Genomic DNA, 15,026 nt, shown 5'->3' on the forward strand with positions numbered 1-15,026 from the left:
TAGAAGTGAAAATAAAGTAAATTAAACTTCTTTTTTGTCATTCCGTAGGAATCTAAACTCCTTAAATTTATAATGTCGAGATTCTTTCAGAATGACAAAAATTGTAAAATATTAATAAAATAATTTGACAACATTCGAAAATACCGACGGCTACAAAATCATTCAAAACTGGATGAGCGATAAAGGTATTTCGCCTTTTAAATTTCAGATTCAGACTTGGCAGAAATTCGGGAATGGTTACAGCGGAATGGTTGTTGCACCAACCGGATTTGGGAAAACCTATTCCGTTTTTTTAGCTTTAATTTCAGACTTTCTGAATCATCCCGACAAATACAAAAAGGGACTGAAAATGATTTGGATTACGCCACTCCGTTCTCTTTCAAAAGATATCGCCAAAGCAATGCAGGAAGCGATTGACGAAATCGGATTAGATTGGACAGTTGGAGTAAGAAACGGCGACACAGACCCAAAGGTCCGACAACAGCAAGTTAAAAATATGCCCGAAATTCTCGTGGCAACTCCCGAAAGTTTACACTTACTTCTCGGACAAAAAAATCATCAGCGTTTTTTCACGAATTTACAGACGATTGTTGTAGATGAATGGCACGAATTATTAGGTTCGAAACGTGGCGTTTTGGTGGAACTGGGGATTTCACAATTAAGAAATTACGTTCCGAAAATGAAAATTTGGGGAATTACCGCAACCATCGGAAACCTCGATGAAGCGATGGAAGTTCTGATTCCCTATAATATTAAAAAGACAAAAGTTACTGCAAAGGAACATAAGAAAATCGAGATTCTTTCGGTTTTTCCGAATGAAGTTGAAATTCTTCCTTGGGCAGGACATCTCGGACAAAAATTAGCAGATAAAGTCGTTCCGATTATTCTCGAATCAAAATCGACGATTGTTTTTACCAATACGAGAAGCCAGAGTGAAATGTGGTATCAGCTTTTACTGAATGCTTATCCTGATTTTGCCGGTCAAATCGCCATTCATCACAGTTCGATTGATGCGGAATTGAGAATCTGGATTGAAGAAAATTTAAGTTCAGGAAAACTGAAAGCCGTTGTTTCGACTTCGTCTTTGGATTTAGGAATTGATTTTAAACCAGTTGATACGGTAATTCAAATTGGTTCTGCAAAAGGTGTTGCTAGGTTTTTGCAACGTGCCGGACGAAGCGGTCACTCCCCTTTTGAAACTTCGAAAATCTATTGTGTTCCGACACATTCTTTGGAATTAATTGAAGTTTCTGCCTTGAAAGAAGCCGTCAAACAAAATGTCATTGAACCTCGTGAGCCGCAGGTTTTATGCTTCGATGTGCTGGTTCAGTTTCTGATGACTTTGGCAATTGGCGACGGATTTTATCCTGATGAAGCCTACGAAAGAATCAAGCAGGTTTATGCTTTTCAGGAAATGACGGACGAGGAATGGAAATCGATGATTGATTTTCTCACAATTGGCGGAAGCGCGCTGAAAAGCTACGAAGAATACCATAAAGTTGTGGTAATGGAAGATGGTCTGCACAAAGTAACTTCCCGAAGAATTGCGATGCTGCACCGGATGAATATGGGTGCCATTGTGAGCGATGCGATGCTGAAAGTGAAATTCATTTCCGGTGGCTATATCGGGATGGTTGAGGAATATTTTATTTCGAGATTAAAGAAAGAAGAGAAATTTATTTTGGCGGGAAGAGTTCTGGAAGTTGCGATGATAAAGGATATGACGGTTTTCGTTCGTGCTTCCAAAGGGAAAGCGCAGGCTCCGAGTTATTTGGGCGGAAGATTGCCGTTGAGTTCTAATCTCGGTCAGTTTTTACGTGAAAAACTATCTACTGCGCTCAATCCGAAAGCTTCTGAGAAAGAACTGAAATTTCTGCATCCGCTTTTAATCAATCAGGAAGAGCGTTCGCATATCCCAAAAGATGACGAATTTTTGGTGGAAATGATTAAAAACCGCGAAGGTTATCATCTCTTTATGTACCCTTTCGAAGGGCGTTTGGTGCACGAAGTGATGGCCGCTTTGATTGCTTACCGGATTTCAAAATTAGCTCCGATTTCATTTTCGATGGCGATGAATGATTATGGTTTTGAATTGTTTAGCGATAAAGAAATCCCATTAAATGAAGAAAATTTAGGCAAAATTTTAACGAGAGATAATTTAATGACCGATGTAATTTCCAGTATTAATGCGGCAGAAATGGCGAGAAGGAAATTCCGTGATATTGCGGTGATTTCGGGAATGGTTGTTCAGAATTTTCCCGGACAGCAACGGTCCAACAAATCTCTGCAAAGTTCGGCAGGTTTGATTTTCAAAGTTCTGGAAGACCATGACCCAAATCATTTCCTCGTGCGGCAGGCTTATACGGAGGTTTTCAATATGCAGTTGCAGGAACAACGATTAGTGGAAGCTTTTAAAAGAATTGAAAAATCAAAAATTATTCTCAAGTTTGCCAATGCATTCACACCGCTGAGTTTCCCGATAAAAGTGGACAGTTTGAGGCAGACTTTGACAAGCGAAGATTTGGATTCGAGAATTCAAAAATTGATTCAACAGGCAAAGAAAAAATAATTTGCTTTGTCAGTTTAGCAGTGTTTTTGTCATTCCGTAGGAATCTCAGCTGTTTAGATTTCTACGGAATGACAAAAATTACGTTTATTTAATTATGAAAATAGTAACTAAAAATATCAACATCCAGAACGAAATTTTCACCTTAACCAATCAGCGTGCTTTATTCTGGAAAAAAGAAAAAGCGTTGATTCTCTCCGATTTGCACATCGGAAAAACCGCACATTTCCGCAAAAATGGAATTGCCCTCTCCGACCAGGTTTTCGAAAACGACCTGCAACGACTTTCCGTCCTTATCGAATATTTTAAACCCGAAAAATTCCTCGTCGTTGGCGATTTACTCCACGCAGGAGACAATTCGGGTGTTGACAAATTCTGCGAATGGAAAAACCAATTCCCAAACCTTGAATTTCATTTGATAGAAGGCAATCATGACAGAATTTCAAAGAAACTGGAAGCCAAACTTTGCCTGAATTTCAGAGACGAATTTTTGGAAATTGATGATTTCATCTTCGTCCACGATTTTCAGAAAAAGAATGAGAAATTTCAGATTACGGGTCACATTCATCCCGGATTTGTCATCAATTCATTGGTGAAAAATATCAAACTGCCTTGTTTTGTTGTTTCAGAAAATCAATTATTGCTTCCCGCTTTCAGCGAATTTACAGGTCTTGATACAAAAAATCTCCCTAAAAAAGGAAGATTCTATGTTTTTACGGATGCTGAAATCTATGAGATTTAGTTTTTCTTTTTGAAAATAATACAGCAAATCAGTAAAATTAAATTGACTAAAACCGAAAAACCATTCGACAAAATAATTGGTAATTCGTTTTGTAAAATTCCGTACCAAACCCAAAGTGATAATCCTGTAATCAAAACCAAAAGCATTACCACAGAGATATCTTCGGCATTTTTTTCTTTGATAACTTTGATAAGTTGTGGCATCATTGCGATAGATGTGATTCCTCCGGCAATTAATCCTAATAATTCTGTATTCATAAATCATTATTTTTTCTTGTTGTAAAAGAAGCTTTATAAGTCTCGTCTCTTAATTTCTGAATTCTTCCAACTGGTTGCAATTCTTCAATATTTTCAAAAGGATTGAATGATAAATTCTCAACCCATTGATTATTTTTGTCAATGAGTTCTGTGATTCTAATTGTTCCAATTAATACAAAGTCAGACTTCTTCCACATTTTATTCAATTGATTGACAGGTTGTTTTTTCAAATCGTAACAATATTGAACCATTAACTCCAATTCATATTCATTCTCTTTGAAATAGTTTTGAATTGAATGGTCAATATGTTTTTCAACAACTTTCGTACGAACATTTTTAGGAACTAATTTCAACTTAACCAAATCATTTCCTAATCTATAAACGCCAATGGAATGGTAATCAAAAGACAAAATAAAATTGTTTCGCTTTTTCAGAAATTTAGAAACCTCAGCGATAAAAGAAGGATGAAAAAAAGCTGGTGAAACCAAAATAAAATTCTTGATTATCTTTATTAGATTCCAGAATTTCTGCAAGATGTTTCCTGCAAAAAATCGGTTAATCGTAATGAAAATTTTAAGAAATCGAGAAACATTATTGATCGGAAATAATGGAAAATTTACCATTGGAAAATTGGCAATGGTTTGATTGTCATCAGAAATTTTAACCGAAAATCCATAAGCCGGAATTGTTCTTTTCTGAGAAACCAATTTCATATGTGCATTCGAAATTCTAATCAAACAATCTAATTCCTGCTTTGGAAAAATAGGATGTTCCTCAAAATTTTTATTGGCAACAAAAGTTCCTTTCAAAGTTGAGTAAGCTGTAACGTGAGCATCTCTGGTTTTATAATTAACCTGATTGATCTTATCCGATTTGGAAACGAATTTTTTGATAGCTTCAGAAGCTTTTTCCAAGAGCTTAAGTTCTTTGGAAGTCAAAGAATCAAAGTCAAGATTATATTTTATTTTGGAAGCCATATCATTGTCCAACTAAAATGAAGCCAAAAAAATAAGCTCCGACTGGAGCTCATTATAAATATTTTAAAATCAAAAAGTTATTTGACAAGTTCGATATTGACTGCTGAAAAACCTTTTGGAGATCTTTCTTTTTCGAAAGCTACTTTGTTTCCTTTTTTTACCGGCATTGCACAGTTGTTACTATGGAAAAAGATATTCTCGTTAGTTTTGTTTTCAGTAATGAAACCGTACCCTTTTTCACTTAAGAAAGTTACGATTCCCGTTTTCACAGTTTCTTCTGCTTCTACAGGCGCTGCACCTAACTGAATATTATCCAAATCCACTTCCAACTTTTCCTCTGGAGGTGTAGAAGTCAATCTTCCGTATGCATCCACATACATATATTCAACCTCTTTTCCTTTGTCGTTATTAGTTTTACGCTCTTCACGACGAAGTGCTTTTTCTTTTTGCTTTTGTTGTTTTTTCTTGAAGTTTTCTTTTTTTGAGAAAGAATCTGCCATAAATTATTTGTTATTATTTTAAATTAATGTTCTGAAATTGAATTAAATGAATTCAGAATAAATCTTCATTGATGGAATTTGAAAATCGATTCCTAATAAGATTAAAAAGTTATTCTGTTTCTACTATTCAGAAATTGTGTCGCCAATAAAAACATTAACCAAGAGGCAGAGAACACAAAATAAAAGAAAACGTTGCATCAGCAGATACAGAAAACCGTTTAGAAATTATGTTGCAAATATACGACAAATATGTGAGACATAGAAAATGCCCCTAAAATTAGAGGCATCGTCTTTATCTATGATTTTCGGATCCGATCAGAAAAAGTCCATCCAATCACTCTTTTCGCCCGTGTCGCAGAGTGCATTGATATTTTTATGATGATTCATAGAAGCAATAAGCGTTACAATCTCTTGCCTTACAATTTCTATTGAATTATCCGTCAGCTCTTGATTGAAGCCAGCATCATTCAAATCCGTCAAATCATTTACTGTAACGATTCTTGAAATAATTTTTCCCAGATCGATCATTTTTCTTTGAGAAAGTGGGCCTCCAATTGTAAAATCCAATTCTTTGGAATATAACTTAGCAGCATTTTTAGTGATTTCATTAATCGCAAGATAGTCCGCCAGATTATCTGTCTTTTTCTTTTTCATATCTTTCAAAACGCCTTCAGAAATCTGTGTATAAAGCATTTCATTAGAACCTTCGAAGATCTGGAACGGTCTGCTATCCATTATTCCTCTTCCACCGATATGGCTTAATCTATAACCTTTAGCTCCGGATAATTGTACCAATATCTGGGCAGCTTCCTGCATCATATCGGTCACAAAGGCTTTCATACTGTTTGCGTGAACGCCGCTAGCAGAAACATCTTTGTCAATCCCGCTTATCAATGTACTTTTTGCGCACATAGCAGAAGAAAGTGTGAAAAATGACTGCAATTTAGCCAATTGATATTGAACTTGATCTAACGAGAATAAGTTAGAAGCGCCGACGATTCTTTCTTTACAATGTGTCATCGCTTCGTCCATCATTCTTTTCAGGAATCCCATTCCCATTCCCGGAAACTGTAATCTACTTCTATGGAGCAGGTCCAACATCAATTTAAGACCTGTCGATTCCGGAATCAGCTTATTCTCTGTAGGAACTTTGATGTCAAGTTTGTTAAGACCATAAGGGATCATATATAATCCTGCATTGTCATAATATTCCTGAACTTCGATATTCTGTTCCGGCTTGTGTGTATCTGCTATAAAGAAATCCACATCTCTCGCGAGATTACCATCAGAATTGATGTTTCTTGATGTTACCAACCAATAATTAGCTAAACCTGTAAGACCTTGCCAATGCTTTGTTCCTTTGATATGGTATTTGTTGTCTTTAAGTTCATTTTGAGTTCTCATACTAAGGGCATCACTTCCATAATCCGGTTCTGTAATCATCAAACCTCCCATTGCCCCGAAATCCAAGAAATGTTTGAATATGTCGCCCTTGATAATATTATTACCATATTTTGCCAAAGGTTCAAGAAACAAAGCGATATTGATTCCAAATGTAAGAGACAACGGCAATGATTCGTAAGAAGCAGCAGAAAGTATCCCCAAACATTCTTTAACCTTCACTCCTCTTCCGCCAAATTCTTTCGGGATAGCGACAGAAAGAGGCTTCATATTCATTATCTCTTTCCAAACATTGGGAGGCAATCCTCTAGAAAGACTTAACTGATCAATATTCTCTTTTTGGAAAAGAGAACTCAAAGAAGCCTTGAAGCGTGAAAGGAATTCTGTATATGAAACTGAGGGAAAATCTAATGCTACTGCATTCATAATTATATATAAAAATAACCGCTGTATGCCATCTATACAACAAAAATCAAAGTGAAGCGAATGGCCACCAACCTTAATCACTTAGAATCAGCAGCTTCACACATATATTAAATCTCTCCAAAGATACTATTAATTATCTATAGTTAATTTAGAAATCTTTGCCAATTGAACGAGACCCGATCCCATAAGTTTTTTTTGGTTTGTATATTTACCTTGATTTTCTATAAGTCTCTATCATTTCATAAATTTTTGATTAATAATCTCTCCTATCTTTGTTTTAAAATTGACCATATAAGTCCCTTTAGGAAGATGGCTGACATTATAGGACTGTAAAAAGAGCCAGAAATATGTTCCATTACTTTCCCAGAATTACCAAAAAGCCTTGTCCATCCATAAGAAATCAAGATTGAAATCCGTAAATTTACAGCTACTCAATTTAAACTATGAGCAATAACTACAATATAAAACCGATCGATAAGATCGTTCAACCGATGCAGAGATTTATCCAGCAGGAAAAATCAGGAGGTCTTCTTTTGGGAATAAGTGTCATACTGGCATTGATATTAGCTAATTCACCATTATCGCACGGCTATCACGAAATATTAGAGCAGTCTTTTGGTTTCCGCTGGAATAATGAAACCTATTTTGAATACAATATCCACCACTGGATCAATGATGGGTTGATGTCAGTTTTCTTCTTTGTCGTCGGTCTAGAGCTGAAGCGGGAGATCATTGGCGGAGAGCTCTCCAACATCCGCCAAGCCATATTACCAATTGCAGCTGCGGTCGGTGGAATGTTGATGCCTGCTTTGATCTATCTGCTTTTTAATCCTTCAGGCGAACCTCATAAAGGCTGGGGAATACCCATGGCTACGGATATTGCTTTTGCTTTGGGTGTTCTATATCTTTTGGGTAATAAAATACCTTTGGCTCTAAAAGTTTTTTTAACAGCACTGGCTATTGTAGATGATCTTGGTGCTGTATTGGTCATCGCATTTTTTTACACATCAGAGATCAACACTACTTTTTTATTAGTTGGTCTACTTATTCTTATTATAATGTATTTGGGAAATAAATTGGGTATACGCTCCATACTATTTTATGCCATACTAGGAATTGGTGGTGTATGGACCTGTTTTCTTGTCTCGGGAGTTCACGCAACTATTGCAGCTGTGCTGGCAGCATTCACTATCCCTGCTGATGTTAAGATCAAAGAGAATGTCTTTATTTCAAAGATCAATACTTATCTCGATAAATTCAAGAATATCGATCCAACGGAAAATACTCCAACGTTAACCAATGAGCAATTACACGTTCTGGAAAAAATGAACGAAGCAACAATTGCAGCTACTCCTCCTTTACAAAGGCTGGAACACGCTATGCATCCTGCAGTTTCTTTTCTGATCATTCCTATTTTTGCAATAGCTAATGCAGGTGTTTCATTGAATATTGATATCGAAAATCTATTCACAAATAACATTGCGCTAGGAACTGCTTTAGGTCTACTTGTTGGTAAGGTGCTAGGAGTTGTAGGATTCAGCGTATTGTTCATCAAACTGAAAATAGCCAAAGTTCCGGAAGGAATGAACATAAGGAACCTTTTCGGATTAGGTTTTCTTGCATCCATTGGTTTCACGATGTCTTTATTCGTTACGTCGTTGGCATTTTCGCACGAAGAATTCCAGACACAGGCCAAGATAGGTATTTTTGCAGCATCCATTATTGGAGGGATTATTGGATATGTGATGTTGAACAGATCTTCAAGATAAATTTCAGTTGATCCCAAACGGTATTTCGTATTTTAGAACATCTCGCATCAATATACCGCTTTAGATTTCTAAGCATATTTTCTTGTTCAAAGCTCAATTTATATTTGGATAACAGCACGTTTTCTTGATAATTTTGACAACTGCCAAAAAAACTTTAAACTCAATTTAATGGAAAGATATATAATTTGGTACATCGAAGTATGTCGGTACCATATTTTCATCAATTTTTAACTTTTTAATACAAAGTTCAATATATTTGTTAAAAATTTCAACAAAGCAGTTCATGTAAGATGAGAAAACATTTTGAGTTTTTACTTATATTATTACTTCCCTTTCAGATGTACGGCCAGCAGGGACTTTCTGCTGACGAGCTATTTGCAAATGCAAGAACCGCTGCATTTGATGAAAAGGATTACCCCAAATCGATCTCACTTGCCAAACAGGCACTAGAAATTGCACCCAACTATAATGATATTTCGGTTTTTCTGGGCAGGCTATACACATGGAGCAAAGACATTGATTCTGCAAGAGCTATCTTTGAACAACTTGAAAGAAAGAATGTACAGGATGAAGATTATTTCATCGCCTACGCATCACTGGAGTATTGGAACGATAACAATGCAAAAGCTATAGAAATCATTGACAAGGGTCTTTCGTATCATCCTCAATCCGAATCACTTTGGCTATTGAAAGCTAAAAGCTATAATTCTGCGAAGGATTATACAGCCGCCAAAAACGCCATTGAGAATGTGCTCAAGATCAATCCCAAAAGTAGTGAAGCCCATGGTCTTGCAGTACGAATTAATGACGTTGCTTCTAAAAATGCAGTAAGCATTGTCTATAATTATTCTCACTTCGATAAGCAATTTGCCAATGATTGGCATATTGTGAGTGTCGGCTACAAAAGGGTAACACCAATTGGCTCAATAATTTTGAGAGCCAACTATGCCAATAAATTCGCGGAAAATGGCACTCAACTGGAACTGGAGGCTTATCCAAGATTATCAGATATGTTCTACCTCTATGTAGGAGGCGCATACTCCAACGATGTCGGGATTTTCCCAAAATACAGGACAGGTGTTTCACTGAATGCGAATCTTCCTAGAAGCTTTGAGGCGGAAATCGGTTACAGGCAACTCTATTTCAGCAGCAATATCTGGATGTACACAGCCTCTGTAGGCAAATATTATAAAAATTTCTGGTTCAATCTTAGAACTTATCTGACACCTGACAATCAGAACATTTCCCATTCATACACAGGGACTGTACGTTATTATACAAAAAGTGCCCAAGATTACTTTGCTTTTCAGATCGGTACCGGGATCAGTCCGGAAGAATCCATCAACAACCTCCTTCAAAACGAGGTCTATAAACTCAAAACATTCAAAATCGGAGGTGAATATAATTTCTCAATCGACAGGAACTTATTTTCAGTTGGAACAATGTATTATAACCAAGAATATCGTCCCCATACCAAAGGAAACCAGATCGATGTCACAATCGGTTATGCCAGAAAATTCTAAAGCATTTTACTTTTTTTCCATAAAATTGACAAAGACAGAGTCAGGAATCAATTTTTTACTTTGATAAAATTTTGAATTCATCCTTTTGAACCGGTTGAAACGGCCATCTACTTTTTTATAGATCTGTGGATTGTCAAGGGCATCCTCTTCCGAATTATTGAGAGTAAAGAGATCAGAATCGTGCAGATAATATTTTTCTGAAACAAAGTCTGTTAGCAATGTTTTGCTCTGCATTATCGGAATATTAGCCCTGCTGACCTGTGAATCCGGGGTCAGGCCTGTTCCAACCCAAGCTACTGTAGAAGGTGTACGAAGGTTATAATTCTTTTTGTAATAAGCCAGGATAGAGGGCGCAATATCAAAATGACCTACAATTTTTTGGAATCGTTTTGCTTGCTTCAGCAGCGGCGAATAGATCATCATCGGAACGTGGAATCTGTCTATCTTGGACTGTAGCAGAATCTCCGGCATACTGTGGTCACCAGTGATGAAAAAAATAGTCTTGGCAAAATCTTCTCGTTTACTATAGCTATCAAAGAATTGTTTCAGGGCATTATCAGCATTGAGAACTGAGATCAATTGATCTTTATATTGTCTGCTCCATTTTTTTTGCTCTGACGTCAATAGGTTTGAATTAATTCTTTCATTATACAATCTTTCATAATAACTACTGTTGTTGATCGCAAAAGGATTGTGAGTAGAAAGCGTAAGAATCATATTGAAATAAGGTTTGTTCCTCGCTTTTTTTACATCTAATACTTTTTTGAAAACGGACTGGTCTTCAAAACCCCAGCTTTCGCTGCCATTTTTAACCGGAAGCTTTCGGTAATTTTTGTCATAAGAATGCAGATCGACAATATTATTGACCTTGCTATACTCCAAATATTCCCTGTATCTGTCAAATGACAGATCGCCTCCGTAATAAAAGCCGGTTTCGAAACCATTGGCTCCAAGAACATTGAAGAGATTAAAATGATCGGGAGTGTCCCTGATCTCTAAGAAGCCGTTCTTCCCAAAAGGCAAAGAACCCGTTAGCGATGGCAATGCGGCAAAAGTACGGCCTGCAGAACTTAATCCGTTTTCCCAATATAGGCTTTTATGGGAAAGTGAATCCAGAAAAGGCGTAAAATTACCGATATAGCCGTTCGGGGAGGAATAGGCGTGCCCAAAACCTTCCAGCACAACGAAAACGAGATTAGGCACTTCTTCAGAATGGTCAAGATATTGGCCAAGAAAATCCTGTGTATCTTCTTTTCTCCAAAATGGAAACGCTTCATTCAGCATATTTTTCTCGTGGCCAAGACCTTCCTCCTCCTCGCTGATAAGGTCATTGATCTCAGGATGCTCACTGATAAAGTTCTCTTCATTGGCCTTTAGGAAATAAGCCCACTTGCTCTTTGCTGCATTCTGGTCAAAATCATTAAGGTTGCTCAGTTCTCCGGATTGTAAAATACCTGTCGGGACAAAGAAAGCCGCCAACCCTAAAATAAAAATCGATAATGCAGGATAAACTGATCTGAAACTGGATCTGCTTGATAACCATAAAGGAATGAAAGCCACTGCCAATAAAATCCCAAACAGGGCATAGTTCTTAAGGTTGAGCATACCGCTGGCCTCAAGAATCTGTTTGACCTCTACTTTGCTGTAATAGACTAGATCCGCCCCCAGAAGATTTCCTGTCTCGGAAAAATAGAGGAACAAAATATATTGTAAAACAACAACAAATCCGAAGGCCATTATAGCAAAAATCCTTGCCCAGCTTTGCTTAACAAAATTTACAAGCAGATAAATGATCCCAAGTCCAAAGGTCAGTTCCAGCAGAAAAATTATATTATCTATAAAAAGTACACTTATGACAGACGGTCTATCTACATCTTCAAAGTTATGGCTGTACCAAAACCACTCTGCAGAAACACCAAGCAAGAACAGAGCAATGAACGTCATCACAAGTGTTCCCCATTGCCTGAGACCAAATTTCAGAATTGCTAAAATTCTTTTACCAAATGAAAGATCCGGCGTATTCTGGCTAAATCCCTGCCTCGTCATTTCTCCCCAGCCGTGCGATCTCTTGAAATAATCTATGAAACCATTTACGCCCGCACGAACGGTAATAGGATGGAAATAGAACGGTTCTGAAAAAGCAGTTCCTATAAGCGCAAAGAAATCTTTTCTCTTACTATAAACCTGATGACTAAGCATATCTACAAGTATACCATAAACAGAGTACAGAAATCCCAGCGAAAGAACAAGCGCAAAAAGAACAAAGAAAAAAGGCCAGTTTATAAGTCCCAAAAGGAGAAAAATAAAAAAAACAATGTAGCCTGAAAACTCCACCAATGGCCCTAAAAATTCGAAGAAAAACCAATATGGCAGACTAACCATGCCCAATTTCCTATACTTAGGATTGAACATCAGCTTACGGTGTTTCCACAATGTTTCTATAGTTCCTCTCATCCATCGGTTTCGCTGTTTTTTGAGGATATCCTTGGTTTCGGGGACTTCCGTCCAGCAAAGAGGGTCTGGGATAGTTAGAACTTCATAAGGTTCGTTGCACTCTTCCATATATTTCCGCATCCGTACTACCAGTTCCATATCCTCACCTACAGTCTTCCTGTCATATCCGCCGCATTTCAGGACTATCTCCCTATCAAAAACCCCGAAAGCTCCTGAGATCAATATCAATCCAGATGCCCTAGACCACGCCATCCTTCCCAGTACAAATGCTCTTATATATTCCAGGGCCTGAGTTCTTCCCAACAGTGTCTTCGGCATATTGACGCTCACAACTTTTCCATCTTCTATCACACAATTATTGGCAAGACGGATAACACCTCCGCAGGCAATAATTTTTTTGTCAGTCTCTTCAAGAAAAGGTTTTGCCAGCTTAAGGATCGCATCTTGCTCCAGAATACAATCCACGTCGATACAGACCAGGTACTGACCGGAAGAGATATTGATCCCGACATTTAAAGCATCGGCCTTTCCTCCGTTTTCCTTATCTACAACTATAAGTTTTCTGAAGGCCCGATTTCTGCTTTTATAGATTCCCTTTACTTTATTGGTCTCTATCTTACCCTGAACAAAATAGGATACACACTCCAGATCATATGCTTCTATCAATTTCTGCATAGAGTCATCCTTGCTTCCGTCATTGATGATAACGATCTCAAGATTATGATAATAAAGCGACAGAAGCGACCTGACATTTTCCACGATCGTCATCCCTTCGTTATACGCAGGTGCGAGAACACTGAAAACAGGCGCATTTGGATTGGAAGCAATGATGTTGTAATCTGTGAAAACATTTTCCTTCTTATAGCGAAGAACAGCTCCGAAAGCATAAATACCTACCCAACCATAAATAATGACGATAGCCGCACCATATAAAAGATATAGCCAGATGACAATTTCATATACAATGTGTGAAAACTCTAACATATTTTTTGTTGCAAAGCGTATTTTAAAATTTGAACCAGCTCCTCGGAAGAATCTTCGCGATGAGCAAGTTCTGACAAATAGTCCCGATGGCCGAGCTCATAAAGTGCCTGGGCTGCATTAACTTTGATATTTGGAGACAGGTCCTCCCGAAGTTCTTTCTTAAGCAACTCCGTACAGCATTGGTCCTTGGACACCTGGACAGCACGAAGAATCTCCAACTTCACGTCTTGTGGCTGCTCATGGTATATCCCGCTGAGGTAAGCGACCGTTTCAGGGTTTTCTAATGACATCAGTACCTTGACAACCTCAATCCTGACCTTCTCAGAATCTCTATCAAGCAATTTTAGAATTTTGGAATAAAGTGTCAGCATCTGAAATTTTTTTATCAGTTTAAGTACGAAAATCACTACAGAATAATTGTTACTTTCTAACCATTTTTCAATCGTGGCATCAGAATTTTCCGGTATCGATGATATGGAAAGGAGCAACCTCAGCTGCTGCCATTCCGAGATCTTTGAACTGAAGCTTTCAAGAAAATGTAAGCCTTCAAAACCTTTGAATCTCACCATCGCATACTGGGCTTCCTGATAGACGTGGATGGAGCGGTGTGACAAAAATGAAGCGATCTTTGGCAAAGCATCTTCTACGTCCATCACCGTCAGTTCAGTGAGGCCTCTTGCAATGAGATGCGGTTTTTTCTGCTTAAGTTTTTTAAATGCTTCTTTCTTCAGATCGTAATCATTAAACAAACCTTTTATTTTATCTTTAGCTCCCCCTGAGAATTTTTTTTCGGAATCCACCAATTTCTTGAGAAATAAATTTCTGAACGCAGCATTTTGGCTGTGAATCTTGAATTGCACATCATCACCAATCGGCTCTTCTTCCCAATACACAATAACTTCAGCAATTTTCCTGTCAATGATATCAGACCATTTAGCTATGCGGAGAGATTCCTTGTATTCGATAAAGTTGTAGACAAGAACAGCAATGATCAATACCATCACCAATGACAGCATTACAAGAAAGACAATGAAAAGAAAATGGACTGATGAGATCGGCATTAAAATCTTATTTAGGCATGAATCGTTTGATCCTCAGCATCAACTCATTGGGACTGAACGGCTTTACAATAAAATCGGAAGCTCCCAAATCAAAGGCATTGAGAACTACCTGTTCCTGTCCCATGCTGGAAAGCATGATCACAGGCGTCTGCTTTCCCATGGACCTCAATGCGGACAGTATCTCTATCCCGGAAGCGAAAGGCATCATAATATCTGTAATAGCGACATCAACATCTTTTTCCTTCAATGTTTCGATGGCCTCTCTTCCGTTTCTGGTCAGGATAACCTCATGTCCCTCTTTTATCAATTTGTGTTCGACGGTTTTGAGAATCAATTCATCATCCTCGGCAATCAAAATTAGCATGG

Annotated in this window: 11 protein-coding genes; 4 read left to right on the top strand and 7 right to left on the bottom strand. The window is 37.6% G+C overall.

Going from position 1 to position 15,026, the window contains the following annotated elements:
- Nucleotides 1-124 precede the first annotated feature (124 nt).
- Together RTX21_RS06485 and pdeM are read left to right on the top strand one after the other, a co-directional pair.
- Nucleotides 125-2,569, top strand: coding sequence for a ligase-associated DNA damage response DEXH box helicase (locus tag RTX21_RS06485; RefSeq protein WP_312766161.1), 2,445 nt, complete (start codon nucleotides 125-127; stop codon nucleotides 2,567-2,569).
- A gap of 94 nt (nucleotides 2,570-2,663) precedes the next feature.
- Nucleotides 2,664-3,308, top strand: a complete 645-nt coding sequence (pdeM, locus tag RTX21_RS06490) for a ligase-associated DNA damage response endonuclease PdeM (RefSeq protein ID WP_312766162.1) — start codon at nucleotides 2,664-2,666, stop codon at nucleotides 3,306-3,308.
- Here pdeM and RTX21_RS06495 read toward each other — a convergent pair.
- The 4 genes from RTX21_RS06495 to RTX21_RS06510 all read right to left on the bottom strand — a co-directional run bounded on the left by RTX21_RS06495 (nucleotide 3,305) and on the right by RTX21_RS06510 (nucleotide 6,869).
- Nucleotides 3,305-3,565: a SemiSWEET transporter gene (locus tag RTX21_RS06495; RefSeq protein WP_312766164.1), complete on the bottom strand. Its 261-nt coding sequence runs from the start codon at nucleotides 3,563-3,565 to the stop codon at nucleotides 3,305-3,307. The genes pdeM and RTX21_RS06495 overlap by 4 nt on opposite strands.
- A complete protein-coding gene (locus RTX21_RS06500) occupies nucleotides 3,562-4,542 on the bottom strand; it encodes a catalase (RefSeq protein WP_312766165.1) in 981 nt (326 codons plus the stop codon). Before RTX21_RS06500 ends, RTX21_RS06495 begins: the two co-directional genes overlap by 4 nt.
- Nucleotides 4,543-4,619: 77 nt before the next feature.
- Entirely contained in the window at nucleotides 4,620-5,042 is a 423-nt protein-coding gene (locus tag RTX21_RS06505; RefSeq protein WP_312766166.1) for a cold shock domain-containing protein, read from the bottom strand.
- A 315-nt stretch (nucleotides 5,043-5,357) separates the two neighbouring features.
- A complete protein-coding gene (locus RTX21_RS06510; protein WP_312766168.1) occupies nucleotides 5,358-6,869 on the bottom strand; it encodes an acyl-CoA dehydrogenase family protein in 1,512 nt (503 codons plus the stop codon).
- A 443-nt stretch (nucleotides 6,870-7,312) separates the two neighbouring features.
- On the opposite strand from RTX21_RS06510, the gene nhaA reads away from it, so the two are divergent.
- The gene (gene nhaA / locus RTX21_RS06515) at nucleotides 7,313-8,638 is read left to right on the top strand and encodes a Na+/H+ antiporter NhaA (RefSeq protein WP_312766171.1); all 1,326 of its coding nucleotides are present in this window, start codon (nucleotides 7,313-7,315) and stop codon (nucleotides 8,636-8,638) included.
- Between the two features lie 290 nt (nucleotides 8,639-8,928).
- Nucleotides 8,929-10,161, top strand: a complete 1,233-nt coding sequence (locus tag RTX21_RS06520) for a YaiO family outer membrane beta-barrel protein (protein ID WP_312766174.1) — start codon at nucleotides 8,929-8,931, stop codon at nucleotides 10,159-10,161.
- Between the two features lie 6 nt (nucleotides 10,162-10,167).
- Here RTX21_RS06520 and RTX21_RS06525 read toward each other — a convergent pair whose 3' ends face one another.
- Genes RTX21_RS06525 through RTX21_RS06535 form a run of 3 tightly spaced genes read right to left on the bottom strand, consistent with a single transcriptional unit; the run spans nucleotide 10,168 to nucleotide 15,024 of the window.
- Entirely contained in the window at nucleotides 10,168-13,599 is a 3,432-nt protein-coding gene (locus tag RTX21_RS06525; protein ID WP_312766177.1) for a sulfatase-like hydrolase/transferase, read from the bottom strand.
- The gene (locus RTX21_RS06530; RefSeq protein WP_312766179.1) at nucleotides 13,593-14,660 is read right to left on the bottom strand and encodes a hypothetical protein; all 1,068 of its coding nucleotides are present in this window, start codon (nucleotides 14,658-14,660) and stop codon (nucleotides 13,593-13,595) included. Before RTX21_RS06530 ends, RTX21_RS06525 begins: the two co-directional genes overlap by 7 nt.
- A gap of 7 nt (nucleotides 14,661-14,667) precedes the next feature.
- Nucleotides 14,668-15,024 (bottom strand): response regulator, encoded by a 357-nt coding sequence (locus tag RTX21_RS06535; protein ID WP_312766180.1) that lies wholly within the window; start codon nucleotides 15,022-15,024, stop codon nucleotides 14,668-14,670.
- Nucleotides 15,025-15,026: the final 2 nt, after the last annotated feature.

It is taken from the genome of Epilithonimonas sp. (assembly GCF_032054305.1).
In the GTDB taxonomy this organism is placed as follows: Bacteria; Bacteroidota; Bacteroidia; order Flavobacteriales; family Weeksellaceae; genus Epilithonimonas.

What these genes read in the sequence shown, in the direction of transcription:
- nhaA (WP_312766171.1), top strand. Translation starts at nt 7,313, where the DNA reads ATGAGCAATAACTACAATATAAAACCGATCGATAAGATCGTTCAACCG.
- pdeM (WP_312766162.1), top strand. Translation starts at nt 2,664, where the DNA reads ATGAAAATAGTAACTAAAAATATCAACATCCAGAACGAAATTTTCACC.
- RTX21_RS06535 (WP_312766180.1), bottom strand. Translation starts at nt 15,024, where the DNA reads ATGCTAATTTTGATTGCCGAGGATGATGAATTGATTCTCAAAACCGTC.
- RTX21_RS06505 (WP_312766166.1), bottom strand. Translation starts at nt 5,042, where the DNA reads ATGGCAGATTCTTTCTCAAAAAAAGAAAACTTCAAGAAAAAACAACAA.
- RTX21_RS06520 (WP_312766174.1), top strand. Translation starts at nt 8,929, where the DNA reads ATGAGAAAACATTTTGAGTTTTTACTTATATTATTACTTCCCTTTCAG.
- RTX21_RS06530 (WP_312766179.1), bottom strand. Translation starts at nt 14,660, where the DNA reads ATGCCGATCTCATCAGTCCATTTTCTTTTCATTGTCTTTCTTGTAATG.
- RTX21_RS06500 (WP_312766165.1), bottom strand. Translation starts at nt 4,542, where the DNA reads ATGGCTTCCAAAATAAAATATAATCTTGACTTTGATTCTTTGACTTCC.
- RTX21_RS06510 (WP_312766168.1), bottom strand. Translation starts at nt 6,869, where the DNA reads ATGAATGCAGTAGCATTAGATTTTCCCTCAGTTTCATATACAGAATTC.
- RTX21_RS06525 (WP_312766177.1), bottom strand. Translation starts at nt 13,599, where the DNA reads ATGTTAGAGTTTTCACACATTGTATATGAAATTGTCATCTGGCTATAT.
- RTX21_RS06495 (WP_312766164.1), bottom strand. Translation starts at nt 3,565, where the DNA reads ATGAATACAGAATTATTAGGATTAATTGCCGGAGGAATCACATCTATC.